This is a genomic window from Candidatus Enterococcus courvalinii, from assembly GCF_017315945.1.
GTDB classification, from domain to species: domain Bacteria; phylum Bacillota; class Bacilli; order Lactobacillales; family Enterococcaceae; genus Enterococcus_B; species Enterococcus_B courvalinii.
Window position 1 is genome coordinate 133,200 of the sequence record NZ_JAFLWI010000009.1, and the last position, 16,168, is coordinate 149,367.

15 protein-coding genes and 1 other annotated feature are annotated in these 16,168 nt (G+C 35.7%); of the genes, 12 read left to right on the forward strand and 3 right to left on the reverse strand.

The features are described 5' to 3' along the window. The first annotated feature begins 46 nt into the window (after positions 1 to 46). From rnpA to guaB, 12 genes are all read left to right on the forward strand, one after another. On the forward strand, positions 47 to 403 hold the full coding sequence (rnpA, locus tag JZO71_RS07955; RefSeq protein WP_067483666.1) for a ribonuclease P protein component: 357 nt from the start codon (positions 47 to 49) through the stop codon (positions 401 to 403). Next, on the forward strand, positions 400 to 1,221 hold the full coding sequence (locus JZO71_RS07960) for a membrane protein insertase YidC (protein WP_206898967.1): 822 nt from the start codon (positions 400 to 402) through the stop codon (positions 1,219 to 1,221). Before rnpA ends, JZO71_RS07960 begins: the two co-directional genes overlap by 4 nt. Positions 1,222 to 1,235: 14 nt before the next feature. Continuing rightward, positions 1,236 to 2,000: an RNA-binding cell elongation regulator Jag/EloR gene (gene jag, locus JZO71_RS07965; RefSeq protein WP_206898968.1), complete on the forward strand. Its 765-nt coding sequence runs from the start codon at positions 1,236 to 1,238 to the stop codon at positions 1,998 to 2,000. A 449-nt stretch (positions 2,001 to 2,449) separates the two neighbouring features. Then, the gene (gene mnmE, locus JZO71_RS07970) at positions 2,450 to 3,847 is read left to right on the forward strand and encodes a tRNA uridine-5-carboxymethylaminomethyl(34) synthesis GTPase MnmE (protein WP_206898969.1); all 1,398 of its coding nucleotides are present in this window, start codon (positions 2,450 to 2,452) and stop codon (positions 3,845 to 3,847) included. Positions 3,848 to 3,861: 14 nt separating this feature from the next. Then, positions 3,862 to 5,766, forward strand: a complete 1,905-nt coding sequence (gene mnmG, locus JZO71_RS07975; RefSeq protein WP_206898970.1) for a tRNA uridine-5-carboxymethylaminomethyl(34) synthesis enzyme MnmG — start codon at positions 3,862 to 3,864, stop codon at positions 5,764 to 5,766. Positions 5,767 to 5,952: 186 nt separating this feature from the next. Next, on the forward strand, positions 5,953 to 6,666 hold the full coding sequence (rsmG, locus tag JZO71_RS07980) for a 16S rRNA (guanine(527)-N(7))-methyltransferase RsmG (RefSeq protein ID WP_206898971.1): 714 nt from the start codon (positions 5,953 to 5,955) through the stop codon (positions 6,664 to 6,666). Positions 6,667 to 6,677: 11 nt separating this feature from the next. Next, positions 6,678 to 7,445, forward strand: coding sequence for a ParA family protein (locus JZO71_RS07985; RefSeq protein ID WP_206898972.1), 768 nt, complete (start codon positions 6,678 to 6,680; stop codon positions 7,443 to 7,445). Beyond that, positions 7,432 to 8,322: a ParB/RepB/Spo0J family partition protein gene (locus tag JZO71_RS07990; protein ID WP_206898973.1), complete on the forward strand. Its 891-nt coding sequence runs from the start codon at positions 7,432 to 7,434 to the stop codon at positions 8,320 to 8,322. Before JZO71_RS07985 ends, JZO71_RS07990 begins: the two co-directional genes overlap by 14 nt. Before the next feature lie 17 nt (positions 8,323 to 8,339). Further along, the gene (locus JZO71_RS07995; RefSeq protein WP_067483680.1) at positions 8,340 to 8,531 is read left to right on the forward strand and encodes a DUF951 domain-containing protein; all 192 of its coding nucleotides are present in this window, start codon (positions 8,340 to 8,342) and stop codon (positions 8,529 to 8,531) included. A gap of 8 nt (positions 8,532 to 8,539) precedes the next feature. Continuing rightward, the gene (gene ychF, locus JZO71_RS08000) at positions 8,540 to 9,640 is read left to right on the forward strand and encodes a redox-regulated ATPase YchF (RefSeq protein WP_067483682.1); all 1,101 of its coding nucleotides are present in this window, start codon (positions 8,540 to 8,542) and stop codon (positions 9,638 to 9,640) included. 89 nt (positions 9,641 to 9,729) lie between these two features. Beyond that, entirely contained in the window at positions 9,730 to 10,425 is a 696-nt protein-coding gene (locus tag JZO71_RS08005; RefSeq protein WP_206898974.1) for a DUF1129 domain-containing protein, read from the forward strand. A 186-nt stretch (positions 10,426 to 10,611) separates the two neighbouring features. Continuing rightward, on the forward strand, positions 10,612 to 12,096 hold the full coding sequence (gene guaB, locus JZO71_RS08010) for an IMP dehydrogenase (RefSeq protein WP_206898975.1): 1,485 nt from the start codon (positions 10,612 to 10,614) through the stop codon (positions 12,094 to 12,096). A gap of 68 nt (positions 12,097 to 12,164) precedes the next feature. Here guaB and serS read toward each other — a convergent pair whose 3' ends face one another. The 3 genes from serS to croR form a co-directional block, all read right to left on the reverse strand. Beyond that, positions 12,165 to 13,436: a serine--tRNA ligase gene (gene serS, locus JZO71_RS08015; RefSeq protein WP_206898976.1), complete on the reverse strand. Its 1,272-nt coding sequence runs from the start codon at positions 13,434 to 13,436 to the stop codon at positions 12,165 to 12,167. 49 nt (positions 13,437 to 13,485) lie between these two features. Beyond that, positions 13,486 to 13,694 (reverse strand) — a binding site (T-box leader). Between the two features lie 51 nt (positions 13,695 to 13,745). Then, positions 13,746 to 14,936, reverse strand: coding sequence for a sensor histidine kinase (locus JZO71_RS08020; protein ID WP_206898977.1), 1,191 nt, complete (start codon positions 14,934 to 14,936; stop codon positions 13,746 to 13,748). Continuing rightward, the gene (gene croR, locus JZO71_RS08025; protein WP_067483692.1) at positions 14,923 to 15,612 is read right to left on the reverse strand and encodes a response regulator transcription factor CroR; all 690 of its coding nucleotides are present in this window, start codon (positions 15,610 to 15,612) and stop codon (positions 14,923 to 14,925) included. Before croR ends, JZO71_RS08020 begins: the two co-directional genes overlap by 14 nt. Positions 15,613 to 16,168 lie beyond the last annotated feature (556 nt).

Genomic DNA, 16,168 nt, shown 5'->3' on the forward strand with positions numbered 1-16,168 from the left:
GTATGATGGTTCACGTAAGTGAGAGATAGAAAAGGAAAGAAAACTAATGAAAAAAGCGTATCGAGTAAAAAAAGAACGAGAGTTTCAAGCCGTCTTTAAAACAGGGGCTTCCTTTGCTAACCGTAAGTTTGTTGTTTACCGATTAGATAAAAAAGACCAACCTCATTTTAGAGTTGGGCTTTCAGTAGGTAAAAAAGTTGGAAATGCAGTTTCCCGCAATGATGTAAAAAGAAAAATTCGTGCAGCGATTTATTCTTTTAAAGATGAAATCGATCCAGAATTAGACTTTATTGTAATTGCAAGACCAAGTGTTAAAGGACTAACTTACGATGAGATTCGCTCAAATTTAGTCCATGTCTTAAAGCTTGCAAAAATAATCGATAGAGAGGTAACGAGTACGTGAAGAAATACAAACGTTTACTTTTGATGGCTGGCATAATTAGTTTAGTTGTCATCTTGTCTGGTTGTGGAACTGGAGAAGTGAGTGCACAAAGTACAGGAATTTGGGATCGCTACATTGTTTATAATTTTGCTCAAGCGATTAAAGGCTTATCATTTGGGAATGCTGGAATCGGAATTATCCTATTTACATTAGTGATTCGGGTAATTTTATTACCACTAATGCATTTTCAAACAAAAAGTATGCGCAAAACACAAGAAGTTCAACCCAAATTAAAAGAGCTACAACAGAAATATTCTTCTAAAGATCCTGAAACTCAAAGCAAGTTAAGAGAAGAACAACAACGACTTTATGCTGAAAATGGTGTAAATCCATACGCTGGATGTCTTCCTCTACTGGTACAGATGCCAATTTTGATGGCATTATGGCAATCAATTTCTCGTGTACCAGAACTAAAACAGGGACATTTCCTTTGGCTTAATTTAGGTGAAGCAGATCCAACATTTATTTTGCCGATTTTAGCTGCAATTTTTACTTTTGCAAGTACTTACCTATCTAGTATGAGTCAAATTGAGTCGAACCCAACAACGAAAATTATGAGTTTTGCTATGCCAGTGATGATTTTAGTTATGGGTGTTAACTTGGCAAGTGGTCTTTCATTATATTGGGTAGTTTCAAATGCTTTTCAAGTTGTTCAGACATTGTTGATTAACAATCCGTTTAAGATTCGTAAAGAACGCGAAGAAGTAGCAATGAAGATTCGTGAAAAGGAAAAAGCATTGAAAAAAGCTACAAATCCTAAGAAAAAACGCAAAAAATAAGGGAGGTAATGCTAATGCCGATTTATAAAGCTGCAACAGTAGATGAAGCCATTCACAATGGTTTGAATCAATTAGGTTTGACTAAAGATCAAGTTGAAATTGAGATACTTGACGAAGGAAAAAAAGGGTTCCTTGGAATGGGTCGTAAAGCTGCTCAAGTTTCTATTGAGCCATCTGTTAGTGAAACTATTTCAGAAGTAGTGGAAGAAACAGTAGAAGACGTCCTAGAGGAAGCTCCTGTAGAAATTACAGTGATTGATGAATTTGAAGCAGAGTCCGAAGAAAATTCAGTAGAACAAGAATTAAGTGACTTGGATGATGAAGCAGCTTTAACGGAATTGGCACTTTATCTTACTGAAATTTCTAAACATTTGGATGCGCCCGCGCTAGTAAAAATGGAGAGGGAAGCGAACTTAATTGTTTTTCACTTAGAAACACAAAAGCAAGGAATTTTAATTGGTAAACATGGAAAGACATTGAATGCTTTACAGTATTTAGCACAAGTGTTTATCCATCGGGTAGCTACAAACAAACTATCAATTGTTGTGAATGTAGGAAACTATCGCGAAAAACGCCAAGAAATTATTCAGCGTTTAGCTGAGCGAACAGCTGACAAGGTCATTCGTACAGGTCAGCCAGTATTTTTAGAACCAATGCCGGCTTTTGAACGAAAACAGATCCATGCAGCGCTAAGTAAAAATGATGGAGTAAAAACACACTCTGAAGGTGAAGAGCCTTATCGATATTTAGTTGTTGAGTCAGCAAAAAAATTCTATTAAATGAAATAAACAATAAAAAGGGAATGTCAGAAGTCAGTTAGCTTATGACATTCCCTTTTTTGTTTTCTATTCTATATAGAGTAGAAGATAATAAAAAAAGTATACTAAAACATATTTTTATGGCTAATTGGTGTGAAGAAACAAAATCAGATTGACAAAATTTTTTAAACCAAGTATATTTTACTAGAAATCATTCTTATCGAAGTATACGATCGTAGTAGTCTAACTTTGATAGAAAGAAGTACAAAGCATTTGCTTTGTGCTTTTTTTATTTAAAGATCAGGTTAGAGACTAGTCAATCAAAAGAACTTGATTCATTTTTAGAAATGTGGTAGTCTATGACAAGAATTTAATCAAGAACAAGCAGTCAAAGTGCTAAGTTCACCTTTTTATGTAAAGGGTGGAGTGGGCGCTTTTTTTGTGCGTAAAATTAAAGGAGAAGTGAAAAAATGGCTGAAATTACTCTGGAGTTTGACACAATCGCAGCAATCTCGACGCCCCCAGGTGAAGGTGCAATTAGTATTGTACGTCTAAGTGGTGATCATGCAGTTCAAATTGCCAACAAAGTTTATCGTAGTGGAGCAAAAAACTTGCTCGATGTACCTAGCCACACGATTCATTATGGCCATATAGCTGATCCAAGAGATAATCATTTAGTGGATGAAGTAATGGTCTCAGTAATGTTAGCACCAAAAACTTTTACTCGTGAAGATGTGGTAGAAATTAATTGTCATGGTGGGATTGTTGTTGTCAATCAAGTGCTTCAGCTTTTACTTAGAGAAGGTGCACGATTAGCAGAGCCAGGGGAGTTTACAAAGCGTGCATTTTTAAATGGTCGTGTGGACTTGTCACAAGCAGAAGCTGTCATGGATTTAATTCGTGCAAAAACAGATAAAGCAATGGATCTAGCAATTAATCAACTAGATGGAAACCTTTCCTCATTAATTCGCGCATTGCGCCAAGAAATTTTAGAAACATTAGCACAAGTTGAAGTCAATATTGATTATCCAGAATATGACGACGTTGAAGAAATGACAACTAAATTATTACTTGAAAAAGCAAGAATGGTTCATCAAAAAATTGAAGAGCTCTTAGCAACTTCAAAACAAGGGAAAGTTTTACGAGAAGGGTTAAGCACTGCGATTATTGGACGTCCTAACGTAGGAAAATCAAGTTTGCTAAATCATTTATTACGAGAAGAAAAAGCAATTGTAACTGACATTGCCGGAACGACACGTGATGTGATTGAAGAATATGTCAATGTTCGTGGTGTACCTTTGAAGTTGATTGATACAGCTGGAATTCGCGAAACAGAGGACGTTGTAGAGCGAATCGGTGTGGAGCGAAGTAGAAAAGCTTTGTCTGAATCTGATTTGATCTTATTAGTTTTAAATCAAAGTGAAGCTTTAACATCAGAAGATGAACAATTATTGGAAGCAACAAATGGCTTAAAGAGAATTATTCTTTTAAATAAAACTGATTTACCTGCAAAAATTGAACTAGATAATTTAGCAACGTTTATTGATAATGAGCCTATTTTTCCAGTTTCAGTCACAAAAAATGATGGTTTGGATCAATTAGAGCTTGCTATTACTGAACTGTTTTTCGGTGGAAAAACAGGTGAGAAAGATGCCACTTATGTTTCTAATACACGACATATCGCATTATTAGAAAAAGCAGCTATTTCATTAGACGAAGTGGTTACAGGGATAGAAGCGGGGATGCCTGTTGATTTGGTTCAAATTGACATGACCCGTTGTTGGGACTATCTTGGAGAAGTTGTTGGAGATAGTGTTCAAGATGAATTGATAACACAGTTATTTAGTCAATTTTGTTTAGGAAAATAGAGGAGGAACATCTTTTGAATCAATATCAAGCAGAGTCATATGATGTTATCGTTGTCGGAGCGGGCCATGCTGGATCTGAAGCAGCATTAGCCTCAGCTAGACTAGGATCGAAAACATTGTTATTAACAATTAATTTGGATATGGTTGCATTTATGCCTTGTAATCCATCAGTTGGCGGACCAGCTAAAGGAGTAGTTGTTCGTGAGATTGATGCTCTAGGCGGGGAAATGGGAAAAAATATTGATAAAACGTACATTCAAATGAGAATGTTGAACACCGGAAAAGGACCAGCAGTTCGTGCATTACGTGCACAAGCAGATAAGCACGCCTATGCATCAGAAATGAAACATACAATTGAAAAAGAACCTAATTTGACACTACGCCAAGGAATTGTTGAAGAAATAATCGTGGAGGAAGGTGTCTGTCGAGGTGTCGTTACCTCGACAGGCGCACGATATAGCGCACAAGCTGTCGTTATCACAGCCGGGACAGCTCTTCGTGGTGAAATCATTATTGGTGAATTAAAGTATTCATCAGGACCAAATAATTCACAGCCATCAGTAGGCTTAGCCAATAACCTAAAAGAATTAGGATTTAAGATTGAACGATTTAAAACAGGAACACCACCGCGTGTAAAATCAAGTACAATTGATTATTCAGTCACAGAAGAACAACCTGGAGACGAAAAGCCTAATCATTTTAGTTTTAGCACACCCGACAGTGCGTATAAAATTGATCAAGAACCTTGCTGGTTAACTTATACTGGTGAGTCAACTCATCAAATTATCCGTGACAATTTACATCGTGCTCCGATGTTTACTGGAATCGTCGAAGGTGTGGGCGCACGTTATTGTCCATCAATTGAAGACAAAATTGTACGTTTTGCTGATAAACCACGTCATCAATTGTTTTTAGAACCCGAAGGATTAAATACAGAAGAAGTATATGTCCAAGGGTTGTCAACCTCTTTACCAGAAGATGTTCAAGTAGATGTATTGCATTCAATTGCTGGTTTGGAAAAAGTTGAAATGATGCGTACGGGATATGCCATTGAGTATGACGTCATTGAACCACACCAATTACGTCCAACACTTGAAACAAAAGTAATTGAGAACTTGTATACAGCTGGTCAAACAAACGGAACAAGTGGATATGAAGAAGCAGCAGGACAAGGATTGATTGCTGGAATCAATGCATCATTAAAAGTTCAAGAAAAAGAGCCACTCGTAATCAAGCGTAGTGATGGGTATATTGGTGTAATGATTGATGATTTGGTGACAAAAGGAACAAATGAACCTTATCGTTTACTTACTTCTCGTGCAGAATATCGTTTGATTTTACGACATGACAACGCAGATTTACGTTTGACTGAGATGGGCCATCAAATTGGATTAGTAAAAGAAGAACAATATGAGTCTTACCTATTAAAGAAAGCAGCGGTTGAACAAGAAATCAAACGTTTGATGAACATTCGAATCAAGCCTACTGAGGAAGTCCAAGCCTTCTTAAGTAGCATTGAAGCAGCACCATTAAAAGATGGTGTTCTAGCAAGTGATTTCTTGAAGCGACCAGAGATTTCTTACGCAGATTTGTTAAAGTTTATTCCAGAAAACGATACATTGACACATAAAGAAATTGAACAAGTTGAGATACAAATCAAATATGAAGGTTACATCAAAAAAGCAATGGAAAAAGTTGAAAAACTAAAACGTATGGAAGCTAAAAAAATTCCAGAAAATATTGACTATGCAGCAATCAATGGCTTAGCCACAGAAGCAAAACAAAAGTTGCAAAAAATTCAACCAGAAACGATTGCTCAAGCAAGCCGAATCAGTGGTGTAAATCCTGCAGATTTAAGTATCTTGATGGTCTACATCGAACAAGGGAAGATTGCAAAAGTGAGCGTATCTGCCCAATAAATTTTTAAAATAAAAGAGAACTTGAGCGGTAATAATTTCTATACTTGCTCAAGTTCTCTTCTATTTATTTTTTAGTGCGATTTTTTTTAAGATTGTACAAGGAAGCATTGCAAGAAAAAGTAAATTGCGTTAAAGTAGGAGAAGATTCTGTGAAACAATTTCTGTTTCACAATGAAAGGACTAATTATGACACCAGAAGAATTTCGCCAAGCATTAGCAGAAAAACAAATTCATTTATCGGATCATCAGATGGAGCAGTTTGCTACGTATTTTAAAACACTGGTTGAGTGGAATGAAAAAATGAATTTAACAGCTATTACAGATGAAAATGAAGTGTATTTGAAACATTTTTATGATTCACTGACACTGGCTTTTGAAGTTGATTTCACCGAGAAACTTTCTTTGTGTGATGTTGGATCAGGCGCAGGCTTTCCAAGTATTCCATTAAAAATTGTTTTCCCAGAGTTACAAATCACCATTGTTGATTCATTAAATAAACGAATCACTTTTTTAACAGAATTAACGAACTTATTAGGCATCCGTGCTTCTTTATACCATGATCGTGCAGAAACGTTTGGGCAAAACATGGAATTTCGTGAATCTTTTGATTTAGTTACTGCAAGAGCTGTCGCTAGATTAAATGTACTGGCAGAATTATGTATGCCACTAGTGAAGTTAGGTGGACATTTTTATGCATTAAAGGCTGCTAAAAGTGAAGAAGAATTGACTGAAGCAAAACATGCAATTGCTCTCTTGGGCGGTAAATTTATCAAAGAGACAGCAGTTGATTTACCAAAAATTTCGGATCAACGTCATATTCTTACTATAGAAAAGAAAAAAATCACACCCAAAAAATATCCAAGAAAACCTGGATTGCCTAATAAGCAACCCATTAAGTAGGAGGAGAAGAGATGGCACAAATTATATCTGTTGCAAACCAAAAAGGTGGAGTTGGTAAAACGACAACTACAGTTAATCTAGGTGCTTGTCTTGCTAGCCTAGGAAAAAAAGTACTCTTAGTTGATATGGACGCGCAAGGAAATGCTACCAGTGGTGTGGGTGTCCGAAAACCGGATGTGAAGCAAGATATTTACGATGTATTGGTGAACGAATTGCCAATTGAAGAAGCGACAATTGTAACAGAACATGAAAATTTAAATATCGTGCCTGCTACTCTTCAATTAGCTGGAGCAGAAATTGAATTAACTTCTATGATGGCTAGAGAGTCTCGATTAAAGGGCTCTTTAGCAGAAGTGAAAGATCAATATGACTATATTTTGATTGATTGTCCACCTTCTTTAGGTCATTTAACAATCAATTCTTTTACTGCCAGTGATGCAATTTTAATACCTGTTCAGTGTGAGTATTATGCTTTAGAAGGACTGAGCCAACTACTTAATACCGTTCGTTTAGTACAAAAACATTTCAATCCTGATTTAGAAATTGCTGGTGTTTTATTAACGATGTATGATGCAAGAACAAATCTTGGAACAGAAGTTGTGGAAGAAGTCCGTAAGTATTTCCGAGAAAAAGTATATGAGACGATTATTCCAAGAAATATTCGTTTATCAGAAGCTCCAAGTCATGGCCTACCAATTATTGACTACGATCCACGTTCTAGAGGAGCAGAGGTTTATCAAGCATTGGCAAAGGAAGTGGTTGATCGTGAAGAAAAATAAAGGCTTAGGTCGAGGAATCAACGCACTATTTCAAGATTTAGAAAATTTAGAGAGTGTTGATGTAAAAGACGAAGCAGTTATTCAATTACCTTTGAATGAGCTACGTCCGAATCCTTATCAACCACGAAAAACGTTTGAAGAAGTATCTTTACAGGAACTAGCTAATTCAATTGAACAATCTGGTGTGTTTCAACCAATCATTGTGAGAAGGTCTGCGGTAAAAGGGTATGAGATTATCGCTGGTGAGCGACGTTTTCGCGCTTCAAAATTAGCTGAAAAAGAAACAATTCCAGCAATTGTACGAGAATTCAATGAAGAAGCTATGATGCAAGTTGCTGTTTTAGAAAACTTGCAACGAGAAGATTTAAATCCATTAGAAGAAGCGGAAGCTTACGAAATGCTGATGAAGAATTTGAATTTGACACAAGCAGAAGTCGCTAACCGTTTGGGTAAAAGTCGTCCCTACATTGCCAACTACTTACGATTGTTATCTTTACCAGATTTGGTAAAGGAAATGGTCCAAGATCATCGTTTGTCAATGGGTCAAGCTAGAACATTATTAGGTCTGAAAAATAAAGATCTTATTTTGAAATTAGCCAATCGTGTAGTATCAGAGAACTTAACTGTTCGTCAATTGGAACAAACAGTATCTGAATTGAATCAAAATGATGGAAAAGAAAAGAAAAAAATTCCACGTTTGGCAAAAGAAAAACCTTATTATATTCGAGAAAGTGAAGATCGCTTGATGGATAAATTTGGTACGAGTGTTGCAATTCAAGAAAAAGATGGTAAAGGGAAAATTGAAATCGAATATCTTTCACAAAAAGATTTAACAAGAATTCTTGATATACTTAACATTCAATTTGATGAAGAATAGAAACAGGAGGCTATTTTATGTATGATTTAGGCGATATTGTTGAAATGAAAAAACCTCATGCTTGTCAAACAAATCGTTGGGAAATCATTCGTATGGGAGCAGATATCAAAATCAAGTGCGTAAACTGTGGCCATATCGTGATGATGACACGTCGCGATTTTGAAAAAAAATTAAAAAAAATACTTGAAAAAAAGGCAAAGAAAGAGTGAATTAATTTATGGCATTGACTGCTGGAATCGTTGGGTTACCCAACGTAGGAAAATCAACTTTATTTAACGCAATTACCAAAGCTGGAGCAGAAGCAGCGAACTATCCTTTTGCAACAATTGATCCAAATATTGGAATGGTTGAAGTACCAGACTGGCGTTTACAACGTTTAACAGAGCTTGTACAACCGAAAAAAACCGTACCAACGACATTTGAATTTACCGATATTGCAGGTATCGTTAAAGGTGCAAGTAAAGGTGAGGGATTAGGAAATAAATTTTTAAGCCACATTCGCCAAGTAGATGCGATTTGTCATGTTGTTCGATGTTTTGATGATGACAATATCACCCACGTTGAAGGTCGAGTGGATCCTTTAGGGGACATTGATACAATCAACTTAGAATTGGTTTTAGCTGATTTAGAATCGATTACTAAACGTTATACACGTGTGGCTAAAGTAGCAAAAACAAAAGACAAAGAAGCTGTAGCAGAGCTAGCTGTATTGGATAAAATCAAACCAGTTTTAGAAGAAGGTCGTTCTGCTCGTTCAATCGAATTCACTGAAGAAGAACAAAAAATTGTTAAAAGTCTGTTTTTACTAACAACTAAACCTATTTTATACGTTGCGAACGTATCAGAAGATGACGTTGCGGATGCAGAATCAAATCATTATGTTCAAGAAGTCCGTAATTTTGCAGCTGAAGAAAATGCTGAAGTTATCGTAGTTTGTGCTCGAGCAGAAGAAGAGATTGCCGAACTAGATGAAGAAGACAAAGCAGAATTCTTAGAAGCCTTAGGGATTGAAGAATCTGGTTTAGATCAATTGATTCGTGCAGCTTACGGATTGCTTGGACTAGCAACTTATTTCACAGCAGGAGAGCAAGAAGTGCGTGCTTGGACTTTCAGAAAGGGTATCAAAGCACCACAAGCAGCTGGAATTATCCATACGGACTTCGAGCGTGGTTTTATTCGTGCGGAAACAGTTTCATTCGATGATTTGAATAAATATGGAAATATGCACGCAGCTAAAGAAGCTGGTCGTGTTCGCTTAGAAGGTAAAGAGTACATTGTACAAGATGGAGATGTTATGTTGTTCCGTTTTAATGTATAAAAGGGCTATCATAGTTTGCTAAAAATATGTTAAAATATTTTTTGTGACAACCGTTAAGCAAACTAACGGCTAAGGAGGACTACTAGATCATGGAACCAGAGCAATTACGTGAAATGGTGAAAGAAAATAATAATTTAGAAACACAATTAACGAAACGAAACCAACAGTATATTTTTGATTTGAAAAAATCTTTAGAGGCGGCAAACTTATCTGAGGCAGAAAAAGTTAATGCGCTTCATGATATGTTACCAGTCTTGGTGAAAGAACAAAAGGGCGGTAAAACTGCACGCCAACTTTTTGGAACAGTTTCTGAACGAACAGAAGCAATTATTAGTAAGCCAGCAGCGCCAAAGAAATCTTCTACACCAGTTTTGATGTGGCTAGATAATACATTGTTGTTACTAGGCCTATTGAGCATTATGATTGCAATTACTGGTTTCTTTTCACGTGAAACAGCTCCAGCTTATGGAATTTCGACGCTTGTATTTGGATCAGCAATTGGTGGATGGGTATTTTATATGATGTATAAATATATTTATCAGTATGAATATCCAGGTGCAGATAGAAGTAAGAAACCAGGAATGTTAAAAACTTTATTGATTTTAGGTGGCTCAACACTTGTGTGGGTAATCGCATTTTCAGCGACAACTTTACTTCCACCCGTGCTTAATCCTGTATTGAATCCAATTATAGTAATTGTTATTGGTGCCGCAGCATTAGCACTACGTTACTATTTAAAGAAAAAATATGAAATTGTAGGCAGCTTATCTGTTCCAAGAAGATAAATGAACGAACAACGTACGAATAATTTTGTACGTTGTTTTTTTGTTTTCTTTCGTAACAATGAGAATAATCGAAATAAAATCGTTGTTTTATGAGAAATAAAGCAGCAGTTTCTGCTTGGTTATTGACTTAAAGGTTAAAATCGCTTATTTTAATAGATAAACTAAATTAGAGGAGTGGTACTAACAATGTCCAACTGGGAAACAAAGTTCACGAAAAAAGGATTTACTTTTGATGATGTCTTATTGATACCAGCAGAAAGTCACGTGTTACCAAACGAAGTGGATATGAGCATACAACTAGCAAAAAATATTAAGTTAAATATTCCAATTATGAGCGCAAGCATGGATACGGTAACTGATAGTAAAATGGCAATTGCGATGGCTCGTCAAGGCGGTCTAGGTGTTATTCATAAAAATATGACAATTGACCAACAAGCGGAAGAAGTTCGCAAAGTGAAACGTTCAGAAAGTGGCGTTATCATTGACCCATTCTTTTTAACACCACAACATCTAGTTGCTGATGCCGAAGAACTAATGAGTAAATATCGCATTAGTGGTGTTCCAATTGTTGAAACTTTAGAAAATAGAAAATTAGTAGGGATCATCACTAACCGTGATATGCGTTTCGTAACAAATTATCATATTCCGATTGACGATGTGATGACAAAGGATAACTTAGTTGTTGCCCCAGAAGGAACTTCTCTAAAAGATGCAGAGAAAATTTTACAAAAACACAAGATTGAGAAATTACCAATCGTTGATGAAGCTGGTCGCTTAAGTGGTTTGATTACCATTAAAGATATTGAAAAAGTGATCGAATTTCCTAATGCTGCGAAAGATGAACATGGTCGTTTACTAGTTGCCGCTGCCGTAGGTGTAACAAGTGATACTTTTGAGCGCGCGGATGCTTTATTAGCTGCTGGTGTAGATGCAATCATCATTGATACAGCTCATGGACACAGTGCAGGTGTGATTCGTAAGATTAAAGAAATTCGTGAAACTTTCCCAGAAGCAACGTTGATTGCTGGAAATGTTGCAACTGCTGAAGCAACCAAAGCACTTTATGATGTTGGTGTTGATGTTGTTAAAGTTGGGATTGGACCTGGTTCGATTTGTACAACTCGTGTTGTTGCAGGGGTTGGTGTTCCTCAATTAACAGCCATTTATGATGCAGCTTCCGTTGCACGTCAATATGGTAAAACAATTATTGCCGATGGTGGGATTAAATATTCAGGTGATATTGTTAAAGCTTTAGCTGCTGGAGGACATGCGGTTATGTTAGGTAGTATGCTAGCCGGAACAGATGAGTCACCAGGTGAATTTGAAATTTTCCAAGGCCGTCGTTTCAAAACATATCGTGGAATGGGCTCATTAGGTGCAATGGAAAAAGGATCAAAAGATCGCTATTTCCAAGGTAGCATTAATGAAGCAAATAAATTGGTTCCTGAAGGTATTGAAGGCCGTGTAGCTTATAAAGGAAGCGTAGCAGATATCATCTTCCAAATGATTGGTGGATTAAAGTCTGGAATGGGCTATGTTGGTGCTACAAACTTACAACAATTAAGAGATGATGCACAATTCATCCAAATGAGTGGTAGTGGACTAAAGGAATCACATCCACATGATGTTCAAATTACTAAAGAAGCACCAAACTATTCAGTTGAATCATAAAAAACAAAAAACCTTCCACCAAAATCAATTACGATTTTGGTGGAAGGTTTTTGTTTTAGAAAGTAAGTTTATTTGATTACTCTTAAATTTCCCATATATGGCACTAAAACTTCAGGAATAGTTACTGAGCCATCTTCATTTTGGTAGTTTTCTAAGATTGCTGCAACTGTGCGGCCAACAGCTAAACCAGAACCATTCAATGTATGTGCATAATGAATTTTTCCATCTTCATCGCGGTAGCGAATCATTGCTCGTCGTGCTTGGAAATCTTCACAATTTGAACATGAACTAATTTCACGGAAAGTATCTTGCGCAGGAATCCAAACTTCTAAATCATAAGTTTTAGCAGCAGAGAAGCCCATGTCCCCTGTTGATAAAGCAACGACACGATAAGGTAAGTTTAATTTTTGTAAAATATCTTCAGCATCATTAGTCATTTTTTCCAGTTCTTCATAAGAATGTTCAGCATCAGAAAACTTAACCATTTCAACTTTGTTAAATTGGTGCAAGCGAATCAAACCACGAGTATCTCTACCAGCACTGCCAGCTTCTGAACGAAAAGCAGGGCTAAGAGCGGTAAAACGAATTGGCAAATCTTTTCCATTTAAAATTTCATCATTGTAATAGTTAGTTAAAGGAACCTCTGCAGTAGGAATCAATGTTAAATCAGTATTTTCCAATTGGAACACATCTTCTTTAAATTTTGGGAATTGACCTGTCCCAAACATTGAACGACTGTTAACAATGTAAGGAGTAATCATTTCAGTATAGCCGTGCTCATAAATATGTTGATCTAGCATAAAATTATACACAGCACGTTCTAGACGCGCACCTAACCCTTTGTAATAAACAAAACGACTTCCTGAAACTTTCGCGCCACGTTCAAAATCTAAAATATCAAGATTTTCTGCAATTTCCCAGTGTGGTTTAGGGTCAAAAGAAAAGTTTCGTGGATTGCTCCAACGACGAACTTCTACATTATTCTCTTCATCTTTTCCAATTGGAACTGATTCATTAGGTAAATTTGGTAAGGTAGTAGCAATTTGAGTAAGTTTTTCATCAACATCAGCAATTTCTGTATCTAAGGCTTTGATGTTGCCTCCAACTTCTTTCATTTCTGAAATTTTTACAGAAGCATCTTCTTTATTACGTTTTAGTTGTGCAATTTCTGCAGAAACATCATTTCGGTATTTTTTTAATTCCTCACTTTTTACAAGCAAATTACGACGACTTTCATCTAATTCCATAAATTCAGCCAAAGTTTCTTTTTTTACGCCACGTGTCATTAATTTTTCTTGGACTGAGTCAAAGTTCTGACGCATCATTTTCACATCTAACATTCTTAATTCCTCCTTTATAAATAAAAAAAGACTATTCGTTCCCAAAAAATCTTGGGACGAAATAGTCTTGTATTCGCGGTACCACCCGAGTTCAGCATCAATGGCTGCTCTTGTTTACAGATAACGGCTGCTAACCGGCTTTTTTTATTTCAAAAAGCACACATTATAGAACTGGAACTTCCAAATTATTTTTTACTGATTTGCAGCGACCATCAGCTCTCTGTAAAAAAAATAAAGTGTACTGGGTTCAGTGTTTAGTATTCACTAATTGATTTAAGAATATCGAAAAATAAGATATTCGTCAACTGGTTATTTTTTGTCTTGAGGAAGTTTACTATTTTTTTTCAAAGGCAGGTGCATAATAAATGAAGTCCAGCTTTGATCTGATTTTGCATAAATGTAACCGCCATGTAATGCAACAATACTTTGAGCGATTGCTAGCCCAAGTCCTGTTCCACCAGTTGCTTGTGATCGAGATTCTTCCACTCGATAAAAACGGTCAAACAAATTATCAAGCGATTGTTTTGGAATCATTGCCCCATTATTTTTAACGACAGCTACAACTTCTGTTCCGACGCGCTCGACTTCAATAATAATCTTTGTAGCTCCTTTACCGTACTTCAAAGCATTTGTAATTAAATTATTAAAAACGCGAACCAATTTTTCTGTGTCTCCATCCATAATCAAAGAAGACTCTTTAGATTGAACAAGTATTTGAATATTTTTTTTTGCAGCTTCCAACTCAAAGTCAGCAGCAAGCTGTTCGATTAATTGAATTAGATCAAATGCTGAAAAGTTAACAGGTACAGCAGGCTGTCGTACTTTTGTGTATTCAAAAAGATCTTCAACTAAAGACTTCATTTGTTTCGCCTTTACATAAGCAGTATGTGTGTACTTCAAAAGATCTTCTTGAGAATGATATTGTCCGTCTTCAATCAAACCTAAATAACCAATAATGGATGTTAAGGGTGTACGAATATCATGGCTCACATTTGTAATTAGTTCATCCTTTGATTTTTCAATTTTTCGTTCATCTTCAATAGCGGCAACAGTACTATCTACTAATCCATTGATACTAGTAACAACTCTACTAAGATCCCCACTGAGTTCAAAAGGGATTCGGTGATCATAGTTACCATTAGCAATGAAATGTAGCTCACTAATAATATGACGTAACTGCATTTGCCGATAGCGACGAATCAAGCGCCAATATAAAACTGCTACATCTAATAGTAAGAAAAGCGGAATAATGAAGTTCCTACCATTCCAAAAAAGGTCAGATCCAAGTCGTTGGGCAAAAATATTTTTGGAGTCCCAAATTGCATTTGTGAGGGAAGGGGAGCTGTTAATGACAGAACTAATTACTACTAAAATAGCAACATTTAATAGAAGTAAAAGAATAACTGTGATGATTCCTTCCGCTAAAAGTTCACTGATTTCTTTGGAGGTTAAAATGATACGTCGGCGTTTTTCTTTTCCTACGCTGTTATCTTGCGTCAATTTTATATCCAACCCCCCAAACAGTTTGAATGACTTTTTCTCCACCTGTAGCTTCTTCAATTTTATCTCGTAAATGGCTCACATGTACCATAACTGTTTTTGCTGAGACAATACTTTCTTGTTTCCAAACACGTTCAAAAATTTCATCTGCACTAAAAACGCGATTTGGATGACTTGCTAAAAGATATAAAATTCCAAATTCTAAAGCAGTTAATTGGATTTCTTTCCCGTCAATTGTTTTTACCTCATGAGAGTCTTTATTGATTATCAACGAGTTTACTTCTAGTACATCCGGCTGTTCAGCAGTTATTTGCATTTTTGTACGACGTAGTAAAGATTTTACACGTGCCATAACTTCCAATGGATTAAATGGTTTAGTTACGTAATCATCTGCACCAGCAACTAATCCTTTGATTTTATCCATATCAGTTGTTTTTGCTGTTAACATGATAATTGGAATTTGAGACTCTTTTCGTAATTCTTTCACAACTTGCATTCCGTCCATTTCAGGCATCATGATATCTAAAATAAGTAGTTCAATATCTGGAATGGTTCTGATTTTTGATAGTGCTTCTTTTCCGTCGTAAGCTTTTACCGCTTCGTATCCTTCATTGTGTACATAGATACTCAATAACTCTACAATTTCTTTGTCGTCATCTGCAATTAAAATTTTCATATAGTGAATCCTCCAGAATTAAGTATGTTTACCATTATTCTAGCAAAAAAAAACAGAAATAGATAAAAGCAACACTTTGTTAACAAAAAATTTAGAAGAAATCACTGTAAATCAAACATAATAGAAAAAACTGAACAATTTATTCAGATATAACATATAATTGAGTGAAAATAGTGTAAAAAACGAATGAATTTAAAACAGAATTAAAGAATAATCGATCTTGCTATAAATGTTGTCAAAACAGCTTTTTTCTTGTTGACTTTAGAATTTTAAGTTGGTATATTATTATTTGTTCAACAGAGCAATCGTAATTTTGTTGAATAATTGTTAAAAAAGTTGTTGACGTGTGAGGTATCACATGATAAGATAACTAAGTCGTTTAAAAAGAACTGCTCATGAAGCTTGATCTTATCAAGAAAAACTTCAAAAAAGTTCTTGACAAATAACAAATGATGCGATATGATAAATGAGTTGCTGAAAGATTTCTTAAACGAAATCGAAAAAAACTTTTTTAAAAAAGAGTTGACAGTCGAATGTCACTCTGATATGATATAAA

Coding starts and splice junctions, on each gene's coding strand:
- rnpA (WP_067483666.1), top strand. CDS start 47: ATGAAAAAAGCGTATCGAGTAAAAAAAGAACGAGAGTTTCAAGCCGTC.
- jag (WP_206898968.1), top strand. CDS start 1,236: ATGCCGATTTATAAAGCTGCAACAGTAGATGAAGCCATTCACAATGGT.
- mnmE (WP_206898969.1), top strand. CDS start 2,450: ATGGCTGAAATTACTCTGGAGTTTGACACAATCGCAGCAATCTCGACG.
- rsmG (WP_206898971.1), top strand. CDS start 5,953: ATGACACCAGAAGAATTTCGCCAAGCATTAGCAGAAAAACAAATTCAT.
- JZO71_RS07985 (WP_206898972.1), top strand. CDS start 6,678: ATGGCACAAATTATATCTGTTGCAAACCAAAAAGGTGGAGTTGGTAAA.
- JZO71_RS07995 (WP_067483680.1), top strand. CDS start 8,340: ATGTATGATTTAGGCGATATTGTTGAAATGAAAAAACCTCATGCTTGT.
- ychF (WP_067483682.1), top strand. CDS start 8,540: ATGGCATTGACTGCTGGAATCGTTGGGTTACCCAACGTAGGAAAATCA.
- JZO71_RS08005 (WP_206898974.1), top strand. CDS start 9,730: ATGGAACCAGAGCAATTACGTGAAATGGTGAAAGAAAATAATAATTTA.
- guaB (WP_206898975.1), top strand. CDS start 10,612: ATGTCCAACTGGGAAACAAAGTTCACGAAAAAAGGATTTACTTTTGAT.
- serS (WP_206898976.1), bottom strand. CDS start 13,436: ATGTTAGATGTGAAAATGATGCGTCAGAACTTTGACTCAGTCCAAGAA.
- croR (WP_067483692.1), bottom strand. CDS start 15,612: ATGAAAATTTTAATTGCAGATGACGACAAAGAAATTGTAGAGTTATTG.